This window comes from Aquisediminimonas profunda (assembly GCF_019443285.1).
Classification (GTDB): Bacteria; Pseudomonadota; Alphaproteobacteria; order Sphingomonadales; family Sphingomonadaceae; genus Aquisediminimonas; species Aquisediminimonas profunda.
Map to the genome: position 1 here is coordinate 2,251,682 of NZ_CP080327.1, position 20,086 is coordinate 2,271,767.

Here is a 20,086-nt window from a genome sequence, read left to right on the forward strand (position 1 = left end):
ATGTCACAGATTGCCCTGCCGTTCGATTGGCCAGCGCCGGAAGATGCGGAAAGCTATATTGTCACGGCCTCCAATCGCGCTGCGGTCGACGGCATCGATCGTCCCGGAAGCTGGCCGGTTCGAGCCGCAATCCTGACCGGTCCCAGAAAGTCAGGTCGGTCTCTGCTTGGGCGCATCTTCGCGGCGAAGACTGGGGGCACATTCATTGATGATGCCGAACAGCACAAGGAAGTGGACCTGTTCCATCGCTGGAACCTAGCACAGGAAGAACGCAAGCCGCTCCTTCTCGTTGCGCTTTCGCCACCTCCTCTCTGGAAGGTTCGCTTGCCTGACCTTGCGTCTCGTCTGTCTGCCACTCCGGTCTTCACGATAAACGAACCTGACGATACTCTTGCCAGAATGTTGCTTGAAAAGCTGTTTGCTCGGCGAGGACTGCAGATAACGCCCGAAACAACAGCCTATATCGCCAGCCGAATCGAACGGAGCTATGTTGCCCTGATGCGCATTGTGGATGCCATCGACACAGTCGCACTTTCGCAACATCGCGCTGTTACAACACGGTTGGCGCGTGCCGTTCTTGAGGAACAGCACCTGATGGATGAAACGGACTAAGGCGTACATGCTCAACGAATTGGAAAAGAACGAAAAAGCCGAAGCGCTCGAGACACGCTCTGCTGATTCTGGCGTGCGTTACTTCAACCGCGAATTGAGCTGGCTCGCCTTCAACCAGCGTGTGCTCGAAGAATCACAGAATCAGGCGCACCCCTTGCTGGAGCGCTTGCGGTTCCTGTCGATCTCGGGAACCAACCTCGACGAGTTCTTCATGGTCCGTGTGGCGGGTCTCAAAGGGCAGCAATTACAACATATTGAAGAGCGAAGCGTAGATGGTATGACACCAACGCAGCAGCTCGAAGCGATTGCCCGTGATGCAGACGCACTCATGGCTGCCCAGCAGGCGCAATGGGCGCGCCTTTCCTCCGAGCTCAGCGATTCCGGAATCAGTGTCCTTGATGAAGAGGCGATTCAGGGGGAGGTTGCGACGTCCCTAGAGAAGCATTTCCGCGAACAGATTTTCCCGGTGCTGACGCCGCAAGCGCTCGATCCGGCGCATCCGTTCCCGTTCATCCCGAATCAGGGCTTGAGCATGCTGCTCGATCTGCGGCGCATTTCAGATGGGGAGCCGATACGGGAGCTGGTCATGATCCCGTCATCCTTGCCGCGTTTTGTCCGAATACCAGGGCGAAAGGCGCGCTATGTGACGATGGAGACGCTTCTGAGGCGTTTCACGGGCCTCCTTTTCCCGGGCTATGAGGTTCTGGGCGCAGGCGCGTTCCGGATCATCCGGGACAGCGATATTGAAATTGAGGAAGAAGCCGAAGATCTGGTTCGCTATTTCCGCAGTGCCATCAAGCGTCGGCGGCGGGGCAGGGTGATTCGCCTCGAAGTTGAAACCGGTATGCCTGAGCAGCTGGAAGCCGTCGTGAAGAATGAATTTGGCGGAAACGACGCGATTATCTCCGAAACGGGAGGGTTTCTGGGAATCGGGGATCTGGCGCAGCTGGTCGATGAAGACCGGCCAGACCTGAAGTTCACGCCTTACACACCGCGCTTTCCGGAGCGTATCCGAGAGCATGACGGCGATTGCTTTGCGGCAATTTCAGCCAAGGATATTCTTGTCCACCATCCCTATGAGGCCTTTGATGTTGTCCTTGCTTTCCTGAGCCAGGCGGCGGCCGACCCTGATGTCGTGGCGATCAAGCAGACGCTTTACCGTGCGGGCAAGCAATCTGCCGTTATCCGGGCCCTGATCGATGCAGCTGAAGCCGGAAAGTCGGTTACGGCTGTTGTCGAACTCAAGGCCCGCTTCGATGAGGAACAAAACCTGCTGTGGGCGAACCAGTTGGAACGCGCAGGCGTGCAGGTGGTCTATGGATTCATCGACTGGAAGACACACGCGAAGATTTCGATGGTGGTCAGGCGCGAAAACGGAAAATACCGGACCTATTGTCACTTCGGCACGGGCAATTATCACCCGGTAACAGCGCGTATTTATACCGATCTGAGCTTCTTTACGGCGGATCCGCGTGCGGGTCGGGATGCGGCGCAGATCTTCAACTACATCACGGGATATGTGGAGCCGTCAAAGCTCGAAATGCTGAGTATGAGCCCGAGAAACCTCCGGTCGTCGCTGTTTGAATTGATCGACAAGGAAATCGCGAACGAACGCGCGGGCAGGAAGTCGGGCATCTGGGCGAAATTCAACTCGCTGGTCGATCCGGCGATGATCGAGAAATTGTATGAAGCGAGCAGTGCGGGCGTACCCATTGATCTCGTCGTGCGGGGAATCTGCTGTCTGAGGCCTGGTGTTCCGGGCCTATCGGAAAATATCCGCGTAAAATCGGTTGTCGGACGCTTCCTGGAACACAGCCGGATCTGGGCATTCGGAAATGGTGCGGCGCTCCCCAATGACAAGGCCCGTGTGTACATTTCCTCTGCTGACTGGATGCAACGGAACTTTGATCGTCGCGTTGAGTATATGCTGCCGATCGAGAATCCGACGGTTCACGATCAGGTTCTCGATCAGGTGATGGTTGCCAATCTGCTCGATAATGAGCAAAGCTGGGAACTACAGGCTGATGGCCGCTATGTTCGCATTGCGCACGGAGACAAACCATTCAATCTCCACCGGTATTTCATGACGAACCCGTCGCTTTCGGGGCGGGGGGCAGCTCTCGACAAGGCGGCGGCAGTGCCGAAACTGCGCTTCGACAGGAGAAAATAACCGATTCGGGTCGACATGCTGTCATCGACATAGGTTCGAACTCGGTACGGTTGGTTGTGTTCAGCGGCCCGGCCCGCGCACCTTCAGTCCTTTTCAATGAAAAGGTGATGGCGGGTCTTGGTCGGGGAGTCGTCTCGACCGGCCTTCTTGAGGTTAAGGCCATGAAGGCCACGCTGCATTCGCTTGCGCGTTTCCGCTATCTCGCCTCGCTCATGGGGGTGCCGGAACCGACAACCGTTGCGACGGCCGCCGTTCGTCAGGCGAGCAACGGATCCGCATTCCTGGAGCAGATCAGAGGTCTTGGACTCTCGGTCGAGTTGCTGTCTGGCGACGAGGAGGCTGAAGCAGCTGGCTATGGAGTTATAGCCGGCATAGAAGACGCAAAAGGGATTGTGGGGGATCTCGGCGGCGGAAGCCTTGAGTTGGCGCGTGTCGAGAACGGCAAGGTGCTCGAGCGAGAGTCTTTCCCACTGGGGGTTCTGCGCCTTTCCCTTATTCGAGAAGGTGGGGAAGGCGAGCTCCGCAAGGAGGTCAAGAAACTGTTCAAGCCCAAGGGCTGGATGGACTTTGGAAAGGGATTGCCCTTTTACCTCGTTGGAGGATCCTGGCGTTCATTGGCCCGTATTCATATGTATATGGCGCGCTACCCGCTGCCGATCGTCCATCATTATGCCATGCCAGGCACCGCGCCTGCCTCACTTGTCCGCGCTGTTGCAAAACTTGATCGTAACTTGCTTAAAGAACACAATATTGTGACCGGTGCGCGATATCCCACGATGGTCGATGCTGCGGCGTTGCTTTGGGAAATCAGGCGATTGCTGCAGCCGAGTGCCTATATCGTATCGGCAACCGGGCTGCGTGAAGGTTTGCATTATCGGCAGTTGTCGGACAGCGAGAAAGCACTCGATCCGTTGATTGAAGCGGCCAGGGCCGAAGGCGAGCTGCATGGCCGGTTCCCCGAACATGGCGATTTGCTTGATCGTTGGATTTCTCCGTTATTTGTGCAAGAATCGACAATCGACCGCCGACTGAGGCTGGCATCCTGTCTTTTGGGCGACATTGGTTGGGCGGCCAATCCGGATTTTCGTGCGGAAAGAGGGCTTGAAGTTGCCTTGCACGGAAATTGGCTTGGTATTGACGCCCGTGGCCGCGCCATGATCGGACAGGCGCTGTTCTCGGCCTTCGGCGGAGGTAATGACAGACCTGCCATACTGCGCAAACTCGCTACGGAAGAGGAACTGAAGCGCGCCCAAAACTGGGGCCTTGCGATCCGATTGGGTCAAAGGCTGAGCGGCGGGGTCGCAACTCCGCTGAAACAGTCGGGTGTTTCCGTCTCAGGGGACCAATTGATCCTGAAGATCAAGGGCGATGTCGAGTTGCTGCTTGGAGATGCCGTTGAACGGCGGTTGCGCCAGCTTGGCAATGCGCTTGGCAAGTCTCCGGAGATTGGCCGAACCTGACGTCACGCCTCTCCCGTGCGTGTCATGCACAGTTTTCCGTCTAGTACGGCAAATGCGAGCTTACCCTCGACGAGCGCAAGTGCGTCCTGCCCGAATTGATCGAATCGCCAATCCTCCAGCATCGGCAAGCCAGTCCTTTGGCCAGCCGCCAGCAATTCGAGCTCTTCCGAACGCGCAAGCAGGCGCGCCGCCACATTGATTTCGCGCGCACGGATCTTGAGCAGAAGCTTTAGGAGGTCTGCAACCAGCGCGCCTTCCTTGCCAAGGCCCGGTTTCTTGTCATCGCGGGGCGGCATTTCGTCTGGTCGAAGTGGCTCGGCCGCTCCCAATATCGCCATCAATCGTCCGCCAATGTCATTGCCGGCCCACGCGGGCGAAAGCCCCCGCACTTTGGCGAGATCGGCCTGACTGCGCGGAGGATGAGCTGCAATGTCTGCCATTGTCTCATCCTTAATGATGCGTCCGCGTGGGAGATTCTTGTTTTGCGCCTCGCGTTCGCGCCAGGCTGCCAGCGATTTCAGCCGGCCAAGCACTTCGGGTTTGCGGCCGACGATCCGGATGCGCTTCCATGACAATTCAGGGTCATTCTCATAATTGGCCGGGTCCGCCAGCCGCTCCATCTCCTGATCAAGCCAACCGCCGCGCCCTGTCTTGCGCAGTCTTTCGAGCATTTTGGGAAACAGAGTCGACAAATGGGTCACGTCACCGATTGCATAGTCGATCTGGCGCTTGTCCAGAGGACGCCGCGCCCAGTCCGTAAACCGAGCGCCCTTGTCCAGCGCAATCCCCAGCCAGCTGTCGACAAGATTGGAATATCCGATCTGCTCGCCCTGGCCCAAGGCCATCGCCGCGATTTGCGTATCGAACAGCGGGTGAGGGGTTTTACCAGTCAGATTATAAACAATTTCAATATCTTGCGCGCCTGCATGAAAAACCTTGAGAACATCCTCATTGTCGACGAGCAGATCAAGCAGGGGGGATAGGTCCAGCCCTTCACGCATGGGATCTATTGCGGCTGCTTCATTGGCATCGGCAATCTGGATGAGGCAAAGTTCGGGCCAGTAGGTGTTCTCGCGCATGAATTCCGTATCGACGGCGACGAATGGCGATTTGGCCAGTCGCGCGCACAAATCGGCAAGAGCGTCGGAGTCCTCGATCAACGGGTGAATCTGCATGATGCCCCTTAACGCTTCCGTTCCGCTTGACAAACACCGCGTGCACCGCTGTTAGGCGCATCAACCATTTTTCCAATAGAATTGATGCTTCATGCACGCATATCGCACTCATAACTGCGCTCAGTTGCGCGCCGCCGATGTTGGCCAGTCAGTCCGTCTGTCGGGGTGGATTCACCGCAAGCGGGATCACGGCGGATTGCTGTTCGTCGACCTGCGCGATCATTACGGGCTGACCCAGATCGTGACTGACACGGATTCGGACGCCTTCAAGGTCCTTGACCGTGCGCGAGCCGAATCAGTGGTCACAATCACGGGCGACGTCGTTGCGCGTGACGGGGCAACGGTGAATGCCAACCTGCCAACGGGTGAAATCGAGGTTCGCGCCCGTGACGTCAGCGTCCAATCGGCCGCGCAGGAATTGCCGATGCCGGTGTTCGGTGATGCGGAGTATCCCGAAGATATCCGCCTGCGCTATCGCTTCCTCGATCTGAGGCGCGAGCGGTTGCATGCCAATATCGTACTGCGCTCGAACGTCATCTCCTCGATCCGCAAGCGCATGATCGATCAGGGCTTCACCGAGTTCCAGACACCGATCCTGACGGCATCCAGCCCGGAAGGTGCGCGTGACTATCTGGTGCCGAGCCGCGTCCACCCCGGCAAATTCTACGCGCTGCCGCAGGCGCCGCAGATGTTCAAGCAGCTCCTGATGGTTGCCGGGTTTGATCGCTATTTTCAGATCGCACCGTGCTTTCGCGATGAAGATGCCCGTGCGGATCGTTCGCCTGGAGAATTTTACCAGCTCGATTTCGAAATGAGTTTCGTCACGCAAGACGATGTTTTTGCGGCTATTGAACCAGTTTTGCATGGGGTGTTTGAAGAGTTTGCCAATGGCCGCGCGGTAAGCCCGGCTCCGTTTCCGCGCATTCCGTTCCGCGAATCGATGCTCAAATATGGATCGGACAAGCCCGACCTTCGTAACCCCCTGTTGATCACGGACGTGACCGTCCATTTTGCAAAGTCAGGTTTTGGCCTGTTTGAGCGGATCGTGGGTGATGGCGGTGTCGTGCGCGCAATCCCGGCGCCGAAAACAGCGGAGAAGAGCCGCAAATTCTTTGATGACATGAACGAATGGGCTCGGTCGGAGGGTCATGCCGGCCTTGGCTATGTCACGCGCAAGGGCGGCGAATTCGGCGGGCCGATCGCCAAGAATCATGGCGAAGACGGCATGAAGGCAATTTACGAGGCGATGGGCCTTGGCCCGGACGATGGCTGCTTCTTTGCAGCCGGCAAGGAATTGCAGGCAGCAAAGCTTGCAGGGGCCGCCCGCACCCGCGTGGGTGAAGAACTCGGGCTGATCGAGCAGGGGTGTTTCAAATTCTGCTGGATCGTGGATTTCCCGATGTTCGAATATGACGAGGATGCGAAGAAGGTCGATTTCAGTCACAACCCCTTCTCGATGCCGCAAGGAGAACTCGAAGCGTTGGAGACAAAGGATCCGCTCGATATTCTTGCCTATCAGTATGACATTGTTTGCAACGGCGTTGAGCTGTCATCCGGCGCAATCCGGAATCACCGGCCTGAAATCATGTACAAGGCCTTTGAGATCGCTGGATATTCCCGCGAGGATGTGGATGCCAATTTCTCGGGCATGATCAACGCCTTCAAGTTCGGGGCACCGCCACACGGAGGGTCCGCTCCGGGAATCGATCGCATCGTCATGTTGCTGGCAGACGAGCCCAATATCCGCGAAGTCATTGTTTTTCCGATGAATCAGAAAGCGGAAGACCTGATGATGGGTGCGCCCGGGCCAGTAACGGCAAAGCAGTTACGTGAGCTGAACATCCGCATTGTGGACCAGCCCAAAGCGGGATGAGCGGGCCCCAGCCGGTCGAGCACCGCTTCGCAGCGCCAGCAGGCGAGATTTGCTGGTTCGAATGGGGCACAGCGGGGCAGGGGCCATCCATTCTCCTGCTTCATGCGACGGGCTTTCACGCCCGCTGCTGGGATCGGGTCGTGGCGGCGCTTCCGGAAGGAACACATGTTGTAGCGCCTGATCTGAGAGGTCATGGCCGGAGCTTTAGACCCGACACGCTCTCTGATTGGGGTCTCATTGCGGAGGATATTGCGGCACTGCTGCATGCTATAGGGCATTGGCCTTTTTTCGTGGCCGGGCACAGTATGGGGGGCTTCGTCGGTGCACTCGTCGCAGCGCGTATGCCGGATGCTGTATGCGGGCTACTGCTCGTGGACCCCGTTCTGCTGCCGCCAGAATGGTATCATGATCGAGCCGCTGAAGGCCCATTGGATCCGGCAGACCACCCTGTTTCGCGTCGGCGCAATTCCTGGACCAATGCCAATGAAATGTTCACACGATTTGCGGATCGGGCGCCCTACGCAAGCTGGAAGCCCGAAGTGCTTCATGACTATTGCGACTATGGATTGCTCCCGACAGGAGACGGCAGCTTTGAACTGGGCTGTTTGCCCTATCTCGAAGCATCAGCCTATCTCGGCAATGCGGGTTGCGACATCTATCCCTTGATTGGCGCCATTACGTGCCCTGTCACTGTCCTTCGTGCGCGAACCGGCGAGCGCGCATCGGCGATGGACTTTTCGATCAGTCCGACCTGGCCGGAACTGGCCAAGCAATTTCGCAACGGCAACGATCTGCAATGGTCTGAACTGTCCCATTTCATCCCGATGGAGGCGCCAGAGCGCCTCGCCGGATTGATGATCGAACTGTTAAAATAACAGGGTTAACTGGTTCGCAAAGCGGGCGTGAAGCTGGTAAAGCCAAAGCGGACACAAGGGCCAGAGCCAATGACAATAGACCTTTCGGATTTCGAAGACGGCCGCAAATACGAGGGCGATTATGCGGCGGATTTGCTTGCCCTGCAGGAACGATTAGCGCGCATACAGGTGGCGCATATCGTGCATGGGCGCTCAGCAATCATAGCCATTGAAGGTTGGGATGCATCGGGCAAGGGTGGCGCGATTTCGCGCCTGACGTCGCCCTGGGATCCGCGCTGGTTCGAAGTCTGGCCGATTGGGGCGCCGACAGAGGAAGAACGCGTCCGCCACTTTCTTTGGCGCTTCTGGAAGCGGCTGCCGGGCAAGGGCGAAATCAACATCTTTGACCGTACCTGGTATGGGCGGGTTCTAGTCGAACGGGTCGAAGGCTTTTGTTCGGAAGCCGAATGGAAGCGCGCCTATGACGAAATCAATGAATTCGAGGCCCAGCAGAAAGACAATGGCGTCACGCTGATCAAGCTCTTCATGCATGTCACCCAGGACGAACAGGACAAGCGACTGAAGGAGCGCCTCGAAGACCCTTGGAAGCGGTGGAAGACGGGAGCAGAGGATTACCGGAACCGTGCGCGCCGCGCAGATTACCTGAAGGCCTACCACGACATGTTCGCGCGAACCGATACGCGCTGGGCACCTTGGTCCGTCATTGACGGGAACAACAAGAAGGCGGCCCGAATTGCCGCTCTCACGACGATTGCTGATACGCTTGAACGCAACGTCGCCATGAAACCGCTCGTTGCCGATCCGGAGCTCGTGAAATTGGCAGAAGCAGCGTTAGGACAGCAAATCCGGTTTCAGTCGGAGGGACGGGATCCCGAGTAGCCGCAGCTTGAGTATAAAGCCTCACAGAGCCCAGAAGAAAAATGTTTTGCAGGCCTGCGAATTGCGTCAGATTGGATTCACTTCAGGGAGGGAAATCACATGAGAGCTTTAGCTTCGACAGCAATTTCCGCGGCAATCCTATTGCTTGTCGCCCCGGCAGCAGCAGAAACTCGCGTCGCTTCGGCTGTTCGCGCCAAAGACGTGCCGACCAAAGTGGAGTCCTACTACCGGGTCAAATGGGGATCGCTGAAGGATTTCGTTGCCCTTTACCAAAAGAACCATCAGCCCCTGCTTGAAGAAATGCGCAAGGAAGGCTTCATTCTCGATATGAAATCCGAGTACGCCTTCTTGCATATGGCGGGCGGTCCACGCTGGGATATGCGGGTGACCATCACCTATCGTGATGCTGCCGCTGCTTTGAATGACCCCGCTTGGGAAGATCGATGGGCAGACGCGAAGGCGCGATTGTACAAGGATCCGGGGAAACTAGCGACTGAAGAAACGCTAAGGTTTTCATTGCTTGAGGATCACTGGGATGTCGTGGTCACCGATTTTCCAGAATAGCAGTCGTGTGTCATCCCTCCGGATAACGGATTTCAATAACTTCCCATACCTTCTCACCGGCTGGAAGGACAACACGCCGGAGGTCGCCAACGCTTGCACCACGCAGTGCCTTTGCGATCGGTGAACTCCAGCCGATGCGTCCGGCGGAGGCATCCTGTTCATCATCGCCGACCAATGTGACGACTCGCTGGCGATCATCCTCATCCGCAATCGTGACCGTCGCTCCAAACCAGACCCGGTTCTTGTCCGGTTGTTCGGCTGGATTGATTGTCCGGGCTGCTTTCATGCGCCGCGAAAGCCAACCCAGTTCCCGGTCGATTTCACGCAGTCGCTTCTTGCCGTAAAGATAGTCGCCATTTTCGGAGCGATCACCATTACCAGCGGCCCAACTGACAACCTCCACCAGTTTGGGCCGCTCATCGGCAAAAAGTTGATCGTAGCGGGCCCTAAGCGCGGCGAGACCTTGCGGAGTGATGTAATTCGGCTGGTCCATATGCAGTTAGGGGGCTATTTCGTCTTGCGACGCACCGCTTCAGCGGCCGCCGAACCAGCCGAACTGGCTGCTTGCCCGACCTTTCGAACAAGGTCTTGGACCTGTGCTCGTGCGGCGTCCGCGTTGACTCCAAGGGCTTCCAACTGGTCCTGGCCTGCATCGCGCGCGGCCTTCGCGGCTTTGCTGGCCTGTTCGCGGAGCGTTTTGCCCGTCTTCCCCAAGACCTGATCCTCGCGCCTTGTGCGCGGAACAAGCGCCGCGAGAAGTGCCCCAATGGCAAGACCGCCAGCAAGCGCGGCAAAGGGGTTCTTTTCAATCCCGCTCGCAGTGCTGTCCACAGCCCTCCGCGCACTCTTGCGCGTCACAGCAGCAGCAGCGGTCGCCTTGGCCTGAGCGATTTTTGCTGCCTCCTCCGCCTTGGATCTGCCAGAAGCGATTGCCGCTCCGGCCTTTTCGCGGGCTTCGGCATAGCGTGCTTCTGCTTTCTGGCGCAGATCTTCAGTCATGTTTTTCTCCTTCGCCCAGACGCTTGTTCAGGGCCTTCAAAAGGGGGTTACGAAACAGATAGGCAATCGATGTGGCTGCAATTCCAAGCGCAAGCACGGGCCGGAAACGGCCATTGGCGAGCGCGGCGGCGCCAACCTTGAGCGCTTGTTTCTTGGCTTCGTCCTTTGCCGATCCCAGCAGAGCTTCGGGTCTGGTGCGGCGTCGGACAGTGTCCAAAGTCGCTTCAAGCTTGGCGCGCGCCCGTTCAGCCTGTTCCTTGCTTTCATCCACACTCGTCATCGTTCTTCTCGCGGTTTGAGAGCCGCCTTGATCCGTCGCATGCCGAATGCGACGAGGAAGCGCCCGATGATCAGCGATCCTCCACTGACCGCGACCACGGCCCAGACAGTTCCAATCATCGGAGCGAGGATCAAGATAAGGGCATAGGGCAGAGTGAGAATTGTACCGAGCATGACGGCCCAGCCGAACCCGACAGCATAGATCGCCGGCTGCGCATATTCGGCGCGTTCGCCAAACTCTGCCTTGAGATACGATGTTTCAGCAACGACAAAGGCCGTGGCATCGTCTGCAAGCTGGACGGCAAGCGCCTTCAGTCCCTGATCTTCAGGGCCAGTTGTTCGCTCCGGAGCCTGCGCGTCCGTCATTCAGGCGTCGTCGCCATCGCTTGAGCCTGAACGGAACAACCGAGTCAGGACAAAACCGATTGCAGCGGCTGCACCAATCGCAACGGCGGGCTTTTCGCGAACGAACTTGCGCGTATCGGCCACAAGGTCGTCGATTTCCTTGCCCTTCAGTGAATCGGCGACGCCAGAAACAGCCGTTGCTGCGCGGCGGGCATAGTCGCCATATTGCTTGCCAACGCGCGCATCGACTGTCTTCGCGATGTCATCGACAAAGTCAGAAATGCTGAAAAGGCCGTCAGTCGCCTTGTCCTTGCCCGTGCTGGCATATTCACGCGCCTTTTCGCCGGCCTTGCCAACAAAGGCCGTGGCCTGATCCTTGAAGGTTTCAGTGGTGGTCGCCGCTTTCAGCTTCGTCGGCTTCACAGCCTTGGCTGCGGCTGCTTTGGGCTTGGCAGCGGCTTTAGGCTTTGCTGCGGCCTTGGGCTGTGAAGACTCCTTGGGCTTGGCTGCTGCCTTCTTGACGGCTGGCTTTGCAGCAGTGGTGGACGTGGGTGCTTTCGCCATTTTGCGCAATTCCTTCGATGATAACGAACCGCAGGGTCCGCCATTTGCCTCCAACAGTGAACACCGATATGGGGCTCGCCCATCACCGATCAACCGTCTGAGGCGATTATATAATGACTGCCATCCTCGATATCCATGCCCGCCAGATCATTGATAGCCGCGGTAACCCGACCATTGAGGTCGATGTTTCGCTTGAAGATGGTGCGTTCGGGCGTGCAGCTGTTCCTTCGGGCGCGTCAACGGGTGCCTATGAAGCGGTAGAAAAGCGCGACGGAGACAAGTCCAAATTCCTTGGCAAGGGCGTTGCCCACGCTGTGGAGGGTGTGAATGGAGAGATCTGCGAAGCGCTGCTTGGCCATGATGCTGAAGATCAGGCCGAACTGGATGCGCGACTGATTGCGCTGGACGGAACCGAAAACAAGTCTCGGCTTGGCGCCAATGCCCTGCTTGGCGTTTCGCTGGCGGCAGCAAAGGCTGCTGCCGATTCGCGCGGACTTCCCCTTTATCGCTATGTGGGGGGCGTGTCGGCTCATGTCCTGCCGGTCCCGATGATGAATATCATCAATGGCGGCATGCACGCCGACAATCCGATCGACTTTCAGGAATTCATGATCATGCCTGTGGGAGCAGAAACCCTTTTCGATGCTGTTCGGATGGGCTCGGAAATCTTCCATACCCTGAAGGGCAAGCTGCACGACAAGGGACTCGCCACGGCTGTTGGCGATGAAGGGGGTTTTGCACCGAACCTGGCGTCGCCCGCCGATGCTCTCGATTTCATCATGTCCTCCATTGAAGCCGCTGGCTACAAGCCGGGCGACGATGTCGTTTTGGCGCTCGATTGTGCTGCGACCGAGTTCTTCAAGGACGGCACCTATCACCTGGACGGCGAGGGCAGGGTACTCTCTCCCGAGGAAATGGCCGATTATCTGGTAGAGCTTGCAAATCGCTTTCCCATTGCATCGATAGAAGACGGCATGAGCGAGGATGATTTTACTGGATGGAAAGCGCTCACTGACAAGATTGGCCATAAAATTCAGCTGGTTGGAGACGATCTTTTTGTCACCAATCCAAAACGTCTTGCCGAGGGCATCAAGAAGGGACTGGCGAATTCGCTGCTGGTTAAGGTCAACCAGATCGGAACGCTGACGGAGACGCTCGCAGCAGTCGATATGGCACACCGCGCGCGCTATACTGCTGTCATGTCCCATCGTTCCGGAGAAACTGAAGATTCGACAATTGCCGATCTCGCGGTCGCGACCAATTGCGGTCAGATCAAGACAGGCAGCCTCGCCAGATCGGACCGGCTAGCCAAGTATAACCAGCTGATCCGCATCGAAGAAGAACTCGGAAGCGTGGCACATTATGCTGGCCGTGAGATTTTTCGTCGATAAAGACTTGATTCCATGAATCGCTTGTGATTCAAGGGGCTGAATGAAACAGGCGAAACGTCTTCTCCAGTTGTTACGGTCGGCCATTTGGCCTGCCATGGCCTTCACGATTATCGCATTTTTCGGCGGCTATGCTCTGTTCGGTTCGAACGGGGTCCTTGCTTTGGGCGATTACAGCCAGAAGTATGAAATGCGCGCTGCCGAGCTTGCCGCAATCAGCAAACAGCGCAACGAACTGGCGCATCGGGTTGCTTTGCTGGATCCGCGCCATGCCAATCCCGATCTGGTTGATGAACTCGTCCGAAAGGAATTGGGTTTGACGCAACCAGATGAAGTGATCATCCCTCTCGACTAAGGTCGGGATATTCATTCATTTTTACCTGTCTGGTGATTGCCCTATGGCCGTTCGCTTGCCTATAGGTGGCCTTGACGTAACGTATTCCGCTCCAAACGGCGAAAGGGTCTCTCTTGGCCAAGGCTCCAGCAAAAGCATCTGAACTCCCTGCGCTCGCCAAGGCAAAGCGGTACAAGGCAAACGCCGACGAACTTCTTCGGTTCTATCGTGACATGCTGTTGATCAGGCGATTCGAGGAACGGGCAGGCCAGCTATATGGGCTCGGTTTCATTGGTGGTTTCTGTCACCTTTACATCGGGCAGGAAGCCGTCGCCGTGGGCCTGCAATCGGCACTGACCCCGGGCAAGGACAGCGTCATTACGGGGTACCGTGACCATGGGCATATGCTTGCTTACGGCATCGACCCAAAGGTGATCATGGCCGAACTCACGGGGCGCGCAGCCGGCATTTCACTCGGCAAGGGCGGCTCCATGCACATGTTTTCGACCGAACATCGCTTCTACGGCGGCCACGGTATTGTCGGCGCGCAGGTCCCGCTTGGGACCGGGTTGGCGTTCGGGCACAAATATACGGGCGATGGCGGCGTATGTATGGCCTACTTCGGCGACGGGGCTGCCAATCAGGGCCAGGTTTACGAGGCCTTCAACATGGCGGCGCTCTGGAAATTGCCAATCATCTTCGTGATCGAAAACAACGGTTATGCCATGGGAACCAAGGTAGATCGTTCTAGCGCGGAGACCGATTTCCACTTGCGCGGCACGTCGTTCCGCATTCCGGGCATGCAAGTCAACGGAATGGATGTGCTTGAAGTCAGAGGGGCAGCGGACGTGGCGCTGGATTATGTACGCGGCGGCAATGGACCGTTGTTGATGGAGCTCAAGACCTATCGCTATCGCGGGCATTCAATGTCAGACCCGGCAAAATACCGCAGCCGCGAAGAAGTGCAGGACGTCCGGGAAAAATCCGATGCAATCGAGGCTGTAAAGCGCGATCTCGTCGCGGCTGGCGTTGATGATGATGCGCTGAAAGCAATCGACAAGGAGATTCGGCAGATCGTGACCGGGGCGGCCGATTTTGCCGAAAGCTCGCCGGAGCCGGAGCCAAATGAACTCTACACGGATGTCTTGGTGGGAAGCTATTGATGGCAATCGAACTGAAAATGCCCGCCCTTTCTCCGACGATGGAGGAAGGAACGCTTGCCAAATGGCTCGTCAAGGCTGGCGATACCGTGAAGTCCGGTGATATCCTCGCCGAGATTGAAACCGACAAGGCGACTATGGAATTCGAGGCCGTCGACGAAGGCACAGTTGCGGAAATTCTTGTCCCTGCTGGTTCCGAAGGGGTGAAGGTCGGAACAGTCATCGCGACGATCACGAGCGAAGGTGAAACTGCGGTGCCGGCTGCGAAGGCGCCTGCGCCCGTTCCTGTGCCTCCGCCTGCCAGCCCGAAGCCAGAGGTGCCGGCACCTGCGCCGGCTGCTCCTGCGCCGTCAACCGACGGTTCGACAGTCAAGATGACTGTGCGCGAAGCATTGCGCGACGCAATGGCAGAAGAAATGCGCGCCGATGATCGCGTATTTGTGATGGGTGAAGAGGTTGCCGAATATCAGGGTGCTTACAAGGTCACACAGGGCCTGCTTGAAGAGTTCGGGCCGCGACGCGTGATTGACACGCCGATCACCGAATATGGCTTTGCGGGCATAGGCACCGGCGCGGCGATGGGCGGACTTCGCCCGATTGTCGAGTTCATGACGTTCAACTTCGCCATGCAAGCCATTGATCATATTATCAATTCTGCCGCCAAGACCAATTATATGTCCGGCGGGCAGATGCGATGCCCGATTGTGTTTCGTGGTCCAAACGGGGCTGCATCCCGTGTGGCCGCGCAGCACAGCCAGAATTATGCGCCTTGGTACGCTAGTGTGCCAGGACTGATTGTCATTGCGCCTTACGACGCGGCAGATGCCAAGGGTCTGCTTCGTGCGGCCATTCAATCACCCGATCCAGTCGTGTTCCTTGAGAATGAGCTTGTTTACGGTCGCAGCTTCGAAGTTCCAGTGGGTGATTTGGTCTTGCCCATTGGGAAGGCTCGCACGGTTCGTGCCGGTCGGGATGTTACAATCGTCAGCTATTCCATCGGTGTCGGGCTGTCACTTGAGGCTGCCGAGCAATTGGCGAGCGAAGGCATCGATGCGGAAGTGATCGATTTGCGGACCCTGCGCCCGCTCGACAAGGCCGCTGTGCTGGAAAGCCTGTCGCGCACAAACCGCGTCGTCGTGGTCGAGGAAGGATGGCCGACCTGTTCAATAGCGAGCGAGATCATTGCGATCTGCATGGAAGATGGGTTCGACGATCTTGATGCGCCAGTCGCGCGCGTGTGCGACGAGGATGTGCCCTTGCCCTACGCGGCCAATCTGGAAAAGCTGGCTCTTGTCGATGTGCCGCGAATCGTTGCTGCTGTCAGGCGGACCTGCAATCGCTGATCAGGTCGATGTGAACCGGTTGCACGTATAGGATGTTGCGGTCGGGGCAGGGTTGTAAACGCCGTCGCCTCCTGTCGGACCTGCAAGGTCCCGGTCGTCGCGGACAACGAATGAGGCTTCGTAGCGGATTGTCCTTGCCGGAATGAACATGGTTCCGAACAATGCAGGATAATCATAGACAATCTCAACAAACATGACCGCTGCCCCGGGAGGCGCCGTGATGCGGGCAGAAGCAGATCCCATACCTGCGAAGGAGGTTCCAGTGGCGCCGGTTCCCTGTGGGCCGTAGGCCGAGGCAACATTCTTCGTTCCAATGCACCTTTGCCAGTGGATCCATTGTCCGCCGCTCGCATTTTGCTCAAGGCTGGACAAGATCACGCGGCCGCGCGAAGTGAGATTCAAGTTACTGGTCTGACGGATCAGCCCGATGAAGCTGTCGTTCACGTCCGATTCGCGAATCTGGACCGTCGAAAGCGCGCTTTGTGCTCCCACACGTGACATATTGTCTGCCAGTGCCAGAGCGGATTGGGATATGCTCTGGTTGACCGTTGCAAGATTGGTCATTTCTATGCCGTATCCGCCCACCACCATGAGTAGAGGCAAGGCATAGGCGAACTCGATCATCGCCACGCCGCTGGTATCGGATTTCAGCGCGCGCATGATATGCCGCTTCGCCTGTTTGAGTGGCTTCAAGTGCATCGTGCTGTCACCGTGTAAGTGGCCTGCGTTCCGTAAGGCTGGTTGCGCAGGGTTGTGCTGGCGGAAATCGTCTGGTTGGGAGACCAGCCCAGCAAACCATACATCGGGAAGAGCCGGGGATAGCTGACCGATGCCGTGTAGATCACGATATCGTCCGATGTACCCTGGCCGTTGAGGCCGACGTCGGCATCCCAATTATTGTTGCCGTTCTCATCCTGATAACATTCGCCGGCGTCGCGGATGCCGTTGCTGTTGCTGTCCGTAAAATTCTCGGCCTGACCGGCGCGAGTAAAGCTCGAATAGCTCTTGCGGCTAAAGCTCCAGGTTCCGTTGGCAATGATTCGTGAGACTTGGGTCTGAACGCGGGTGTTCAAAGCCGTGCCAGCGGTGCTGCCGGTTTCGAGAGTCGCGTCGCGAGCGGCCTTTTGGACCTCACCCTGCAAGACGGATGTTGCGTAGGCCCGGAAACCCAGATCGAATGTGCCCATCATGAGCACAAGCAGCGTGGGTGAGATTATCGCAAATTCGATAATCGTCAGACCACGCGAATCCGCGACAAATCTTTTGAACAGTGCCAGCTTCACCGTGAGAGCCTCAGCTTCGCAATGTTGGCAGCAATCTGCTGGAATTGCGCAGTCAGGGCAGCGCTGTTCGTCGCGACATAGGATTTGCCAGAGTCAGCGCAACTGACGAGCGTCGATGGATTGCTGGTACCGAAAGCGATGGTCCAGACCGTGATATTGTTTGCGCGCGCCTGATTGCACAACGCCTGGAAGCGGGCGTTGTGGCGGTTGTTCAAGTCCGTGGTTGAGGGAGTGACCGAAGCACCCGAGACTCGCCGATCAGATTCTTCATAGCCGTGCGAGCTGTACATGGCAGGCGGCGTGTTCATCATTCCGTCGGTCATGAATATGATGTGCCGGCTGATCGGGCGACCGTTCGGCGCTGTCGTATTTTCTGAAGCAAACAGCCCATTGGGCGAAAGCAGGCGCACACCCCAGGCCATGCCGAGATCGTGGAACGTATTGCCTGTTGCGACCAGCGAGTTGACATAGTCTTCAACATCGGTGCGGGTGCGAACGGCGAGCTTGCTCGACGGGGCAGGGCACCAATACGACCCAGTGGGGCTGCGGTTAGTCGTGGTGTTCAGTTCTGTGTTGTAGCCGCCGCCCGAGCTTCTGTCATAGATCAGTTCGCTCCACATCGGTCGCCAGCGCGTCGCGTCGCTGCTCGGTATTGTGTTGACGTCAAGATCCCAGGCGCCGCTCGGGATCGTGGTGTATGTCGACTGGGCAACTGTATCGCGTTCCTCGACACAGCCTTCGAAAGATGTTGATGTGCCTGTGACCGTCGATCCGGCCGTGTTGACCAGATTGACCATATTGTAAGACCCTTCGGTCGTGACCGTCCCGGTTGGCGCTGAATTGAGCGTATAGGCCGTCACCACGTTACCGGCCTTGTAGTTCTCAACGTTGTAAGAAACCGGCTTATAGTCCCAACTTGTAAACCCAAATCGACCATTGCGAGCATAGGTCGTTGTCGCCGTACGATAGCGACGTGTGCAGGTCTGGTTGCCGGAATAGGATGCCGTCACACGTTCGTAGAAGGTCTGGACAACGTTCGATGGCTGCCCTTCCTGAAACACATCATTGGTTGGTACGGTCGGGTTGCCCGAAGGACTCGGATTGAAGCCTGTAAACGAGGTATTGTTCCCGTATTTCGTGCAATTAGTGTTGCTGATGTTGCTTCCGTAGACCTGGTTCGTCCAACTGCCATAGGTGGTCGTTGGCGACCATCCGTCCAGCGTCATGTTGGCAACGCGCGACTGGTAAGTCCAATTGTCGACCATCCAGCCCGACTGCAAGATAGGGGTGTTTGTAAAGGGATCGATGCCCAAGTTGACCGACGAGGAATAAGGCACAAAGCCAACACGAAAGCGGGCATTGGCAGAAGTTGCAGCGCTGACCGTGTCATAGAAGCTCAGAACAGCAGACCGCAAACCGACAATCTTTGAGCCAGGACCTGAGTTGCAAGCGCTGTCATCGGGGCAGTCGGCCATAGACCCCGTGACGTCGAGGACCAGCATAACATCCGTGTTGGCCACTTCGAGGCGGGCGTCGCATTGAACGCTCAGATCTATTTGCGTGTTGCCGAATATCTGCATCACGGCCATGGGCACGCGTGCGGTTGCCGTGGCCGTCACCTGACCATCATTGGTGCGGGACGGGTTGAAGCTGATATTCGTCGTGCCAAAAGAGCCAGTTGGGAAATTGTTCGAGAAAAAGGCGCGGGCACGCGAATCCGCCGTGGAATCGAATGTGGTTCCCGACATGTATTTGCGACCTGCGAGTACACCTGCATCGCAAGCCTGCTGAAGGCGGGATTTCACGAGATAGGCACGGCCCATATCGACGCCCGACCCAATCATGGCCGTCAGCGGGATTATCGCGCCAGCCACGAGCATGAGCGTATTGCCCGCAGTATTGCTGCGCAGGCGGCTGATGAGTCCCTTTGCCGCGGGTACGTCAACAGTCATTAAGTCACGTTCGTTCATGGTTGATCCCCGACCAGAATGCTGGTTCAGCGTCCGGCCATGAACCGAAGACGGCTAACATGGGTTGAAGTGACAAGGTTAATGCAGTTTTATCCATCTTCTTCGGTAAACGGCAAAGTGTGCCAATGATTGCGCTCTCGACTGAACAGGATCTCGCACTGGCATTTGACAGAGCGCGTTTTCGACATGCCCATTCGTACCTGCTTCAGTTTGATCGAAGTTTGGCGAGGGCAGTTCAACAAGGAGGCCCTCCGGTTGCCGGACAGATCCGGCTTGCTTGGTGGAGGGAGCAGATTGACGACCTGCAAGCAGGGCGCGGTTCAAATCCCATTCTGGCCGGGCTCTCTATCGCCTTGCCGGACAAGGAGGCTGCACAGGAGCATCTTACCCGCATTGTCGATGCATGGGAAATGCTGTTGGTCGATGACGCCCTGAACGACGAAAGCCTCTTGTGGTATGCGAAAGGGCGAGGAGGCAACCTTTTTCGTCTCGCCGCCAATCTTACGCCGTCAAGCGACCACCATGACGCAGAGGCGGCTGGAATACTCTGGGCTCTTGTCGATCTTGCCCGGCACTGCTCTGGCCCTGCGGTTGCGAACCGGGCATTCGGGCTTGCGCGCGCCTATCTCGGCTCAGCCCGCCAATTGCCTCGCCATCTTCGATCCTTTGCACTGCTTGCCTATTTTGCCGAACGCGATGTTGTTCGCGGCTCTGATCGGCTGCTCCCAGCGGGATCGCCCCGGCGTCTCGTGCAGGCCTGGAAATTTTCGCTCGGTCTTGGTTGAAACTGCATCGGATTTGCTTCGCCAGCGT

21 protein-coding genes are annotated in these 20,086 nt (G+C 57.3%); 12 read left to right on the plus strand and 9 right to left on the minus strand.

The features are described 5' to 3' along the window. Genes K0O24_RS11240 through K0O24_RS11250 form a run of 3 tightly spaced genes read left to right on the plus strand, consistent with a single transcriptional unit; the run spans position 1 to position 4,242 of the window. The gene (locus K0O24_RS11240; RefSeq protein ID WP_219892844.1) at positions 1-612 is read left to right on the plus strand and encodes an HdaA/DnaA family protein; all 612 of its coding nucleotides are present in this window, start codon (positions 1-3) and stop codon (positions 610-612) included. Further along, the gene (locus tag K0O24_RS11245) at positions 599-2,782 is read left to right on the plus strand and encodes an RNA degradosome polyphosphate kinase (RefSeq protein WP_246610965.1); all 2,184 of its coding nucleotides are present in this window, start codon (positions 599-601) and stop codon (positions 2,780-2,782) included. Before K0O24_RS11240 ends, K0O24_RS11245 begins: the two co-directional genes overlap by 14 nt. A 56-nt stretch (positions 2,783-2,838) precedes the next feature. Next, positions 2,839-4,242, plus strand: coding sequence for a Ppx/GppA phosphatase family protein (locus tag K0O24_RS11250; RefSeq protein ID WP_246610966.1), 1,404 nt, complete (start codon positions 2,839-2,841; stop codon positions 4,240-4,242). Between the two features lie 2 nt (positions 4,243-4,244). On the opposite strand, the gene rnd is transcribed toward K0O24_RS11250, so the two are convergent. Then, positions 4,245-5,417 carry a ribonuclease D gene (rnd, locus tag K0O24_RS11255; protein WP_219892845.1) on the minus strand — a complete coding sequence of 391 codons (1,173 nt, stop codon included), beginning with the start codon at positions 5,415-5,417 and terminating at the stop codon, positions 4,245-4,247. Positions 5,418-5,508: 91 nt separating this feature from the next. Here rnd and aspS point away from each other — a divergent pair, with 91 nt between their 5' ends. From aspS to K0O24_RS11275, 4 genes are all read left to right on the plus strand, one after another. Beyond that, on the plus strand, positions 5,509-7,290 hold the full coding sequence (gene aspS, locus K0O24_RS11260; RefSeq protein ID WP_219892846.1) for an aspartate--tRNA ligase: 1,782 nt from the start codon (positions 5,509-5,511) through the stop codon (positions 7,288-7,290). Next, positions 7,287-8,165 carry an alpha/beta fold hydrolase gene (locus tag K0O24_RS11265; protein WP_219892847.1) on the plus strand — a complete coding sequence of 293 codons (879 nt, stop codon included), beginning with the start codon at positions 7,287-7,289 and terminating at the stop codon, positions 8,163-8,165. Before aspS ends, K0O24_RS11265 begins: the two co-directional genes overlap by 4 nt. Positions 8,166-8,234: 69 nt before the next feature. After that, on the plus strand, positions 8,235-9,044 hold the full coding sequence (locus tag K0O24_RS11270; protein ID WP_219892848.1) for a polyphosphate kinase 2 family protein: 810 nt from the start codon (positions 8,235-8,237) through the stop codon (positions 9,042-9,044). Between the two features lie 99 nt (positions 9,045-9,143). Beyond that, positions 9,144-9,608: a hypothetical protein gene (locus tag K0O24_RS11275; RefSeq protein ID WP_219892849.1), complete on the plus strand. Its 465-nt coding sequence runs from the start codon at positions 9,144-9,146 to the stop codon at positions 9,606-9,608. A gap of 10 nt (positions 9,609-9,618) precedes the next feature. Here K0O24_RS11275 and K0O24_RS11280 read toward each other — a convergent pair whose 3' ends face one another. From K0O24_RS11280 to K0O24_RS11300, 5 genes are read right to left on the minus strand one after another with little or no spacing between them, the layout of a single operon-like run. Then, positions 9,619-10,101 (minus strand): GreA/GreB family elongation factor, encoded by a 483-nt coding sequence (locus K0O24_RS11280; RefSeq protein ID WP_219892850.1) that lies wholly within the window; start codon positions 10,099-10,101, stop codon positions 9,619-9,621. A gap of 14 nt (positions 10,102-10,115) precedes the next feature. Continuing rightward, entirely contained in the window at positions 10,116-10,607 is a 492-nt protein-coding gene (locus K0O24_RS11285) for a hypothetical protein (protein WP_219892851.1), read from the minus strand. Next, complete coding sequence (locus K0O24_RS11290) at positions 10,600-10,887, minus strand: hypothetical protein (RefSeq protein ID WP_219892852.1); 288 nt, start codon at positions 10,885-10,887, stop codon at positions 10,600-10,602. The genes K0O24_RS11285 and K0O24_RS11290 overlap by 8 nt, the downstream gene beginning before the upstream one ends. Beyond that, positions 10,884-11,252, minus strand: coding sequence for a phage holin family protein (locus tag K0O24_RS11295; protein WP_219892853.1), 369 nt, complete (start codon positions 11,250-11,252; stop codon positions 10,884-10,886). The genes K0O24_RS11290 and K0O24_RS11295 overlap by 4 nt, the downstream gene beginning before the upstream one ends. Further along, positions 11,253-11,795, minus strand: coding sequence for a hypothetical protein (locus K0O24_RS11300; protein ID WP_219892854.1), 543 nt, complete (start codon positions 11,793-11,795; stop codon positions 11,253-11,255). A 113-nt stretch (positions 11,796-11,908) separates the two neighbouring features. Between K0O24_RS11300 and eno the strand changes: the two genes are divergently transcribed. The 4 genes from eno to K0O24_RS11320 all read left to right on the plus strand — a co-directional run bounded on the left by eno (position 11,909) and on the right by K0O24_RS11320 (position 16,020). After that, entirely contained in the window at positions 11,909-13,186 is a 1,278-nt protein-coding gene (eno, locus tag K0O24_RS11305) for a phosphopyruvate hydratase (RefSeq protein ID WP_219892855.1), read from the plus strand. 40 nt (positions 13,187-13,226) lie between these two features. After that, positions 13,227-13,538 carry an FtsB family cell division protein gene (locus tag K0O24_RS11310; RefSeq protein WP_219892856.1) on the plus strand — a complete coding sequence of 104 codons (312 nt, stop codon included), beginning with the start codon at positions 13,227-13,229 and terminating at the stop codon, positions 13,536-13,538. A gap of 113 nt (positions 13,539-13,651) precedes the next feature. Beyond that, entirely contained in the window at positions 13,652-14,680 is a 1,029-nt protein-coding gene (pdhA, locus tag K0O24_RS11315) for a pyruvate dehydrogenase (acetyl-transferring) E1 component subunit alpha (protein WP_246610967.1), read from the plus strand. Next, positions 14,680-16,020 (plus strand): pyruvate dehydrogenase complex E1 component subunit beta, encoded by a 1,341-nt coding sequence (locus K0O24_RS11320; RefSeq protein WP_219892857.1) that lies wholly within the window; start codon positions 14,680-14,682, stop codon positions 16,018-16,020. Before pdhA ends, K0O24_RS11320 begins: the two co-directional genes overlap by 1 nt. On the opposite strand, the gene K0O24_RS11325 is transcribed toward K0O24_RS11320, so the two are convergent. Genes K0O24_RS11325 through K0O24_RS11335 form a run of 3 tightly spaced genes read right to left on the minus strand, consistent with a single transcriptional unit; the run spans position 16,021 to position 19,273 of the window. Continuing rightward, entirely contained in the window at positions 16,021-16,719 is a 699-nt protein-coding gene (locus K0O24_RS11325; protein WP_219892858.1) for a TadE/TadG family type IV pilus assembly protein, read from the minus strand. Further along, a complete protein-coding gene (locus K0O24_RS11330) occupies positions 16,710-17,303 on the minus strand; it encodes a TadE/TadG family type IV pilus assembly protein (RefSeq protein ID WP_246610968.1) in 594 nt (197 codons plus the stop codon). Before K0O24_RS11330 ends, K0O24_RS11325 begins: the two co-directional genes overlap by 10 nt. Continuing rightward, positions 17,300-19,273 (minus strand): TadE/TadG family type IV pilus assembly protein, encoded by a 1,974-nt coding sequence (locus tag K0O24_RS11335; protein WP_219892859.1) that lies wholly within the window; start codon positions 19,271-19,273, stop codon positions 17,300-17,302. Before K0O24_RS11335 ends, K0O24_RS11330 begins: the two co-directional genes overlap by 4 nt. A gap of 125 nt (positions 19,274-19,398) precedes the next feature. On the opposite strand from K0O24_RS11335, the gene K0O24_RS11340 reads away from it, so the two are divergent. Next, a complete protein-coding gene (locus tag K0O24_RS11340) occupies positions 19,399-20,058 on the plus strand; it encodes a squalene/phytoene synthase family protein (RefSeq protein ID WP_219892860.1) in 660 nt (219 codons plus the stop codon). The last annotated feature ends 28 nt before the right edge of the window (positions 20,059-20,086 follow it).

Excerpts from the sequence above, each read along its gene's own strand:
- K0O24_RS11310 (WP_219892856.1), top strand. The coding sequence starts at position 13,227 with ATGAAACAGGCGAAACGTCTTCTCCAGTTGTTACGGTCGGCCATTTGG.
- K0O24_RS11300 (WP_219892854.1), bottom strand. The coding sequence starts at position 11,795 with ATGGCGAAAGCACCCACGTCCACCACTGCTGCAAAGCCAGCCGTCAAG.
- K0O24_RS11325 (WP_219892858.1), bottom strand. The coding sequence starts at position 16,719 with ATGCACTTGAAGCCACTCAAACAGGCGAAGCGGCATATCATGCGCGCG.
- K0O24_RS11340 (WP_219892860.1), top strand. The coding sequence starts at position 19,399 with ATGATTGCGCTCTCGACTGAACAGGATCTCGCACTGGCATTTGACAGA.
- rnd (WP_219892845.1), bottom strand. The coding sequence starts at position 5,417 with ATGCAGATTCACCCGTTGATCGAGGACTCCGACGCTCTTGCCGATTTG.
- eno (WP_219892855.1), top strand. The coding sequence starts at position 11,909 with ATGACTGCCATCCTCGATATCCATGCCCGCCAGATCATTGATAGCCGC.
- K0O24_RS11335 (WP_219892859.1), bottom strand. The coding sequence starts at position 19,273 with ATGAACGAACGTGACTTAATGACTGTTGACGTACCCGCGGCAAAGGGA.
- K0O24_RS11245 (WP_246610965.1), top strand. The coding sequence starts at position 599 with ATGAAACGGACTAAGGCGTACATGCTCAACGAATTGGAAAAGAACGAA.
- K0O24_RS11280 (WP_219892850.1), bottom strand. The coding sequence starts at position 10,101 with ATGGACCAGCCGAATTACATCACTCCGCAAGGTCTCGCCGCGCTTAGG.
- aspS (WP_219892846.1), top strand. The coding sequence starts at position 5,509 with ATGCACGCATATCGCACTCATAACTGCGCTCAGTTGCGCGCCGCCGAT.
- K0O24_RS11270 (WP_219892848.1), top strand. The coding sequence starts at position 8,235 with ATGACAATAGACCTTTCGGATTTCGAAGACGGCCGCAAATACGAGGGC.
- K0O24_RS11320 (WP_219892857.1), top strand. The coding sequence starts at position 14,680 with ATGGCAATCGAACTGAAAATGCCCGCCCTTTCTCCGACGATGGAGGAA.
- K0O24_RS11275 (WP_219892849.1), top strand. The coding sequence starts at position 9,144 with ATGAGAGCTTTAGCTTCGACAGCAATTTCCGCGGCAATCCTATTGCTT.
- K0O24_RS11265 (WP_219892847.1), top strand. The coding sequence starts at position 7,287 with ATGAGCGGGCCCCAGCCGGTCGAGCACCGCTTCGCAGCGCCAGCAGGC.
- K0O24_RS11285 (WP_219892851.1), bottom strand. The coding sequence starts at position 10,607 with ATGACTGAAGATCTGCGCCAGAAAGCAGAAGCACGCTATGCCGAAGCC.
- K0O24_RS11240 (WP_219892844.1), top strand. The coding sequence starts at position 1 with ATGTCACAGATTGCCCTGCCGTTCGATTGGCCAGCGCCGGAAGATGCG.
- K0O24_RS11290 (WP_219892852.1), bottom strand. The coding sequence starts at position 10,887 with ATGACGAGTGTGGATGAAAGCAAGGAACAGGCTGAACGGGCGCGCGCC.
- K0O24_RS11295 (WP_219892853.1), bottom strand. The coding sequence starts at position 11,252 with ATGACGGACGCGCAGGCTCCGGAGCGAACAACTGGCCCTGAAGATCAG.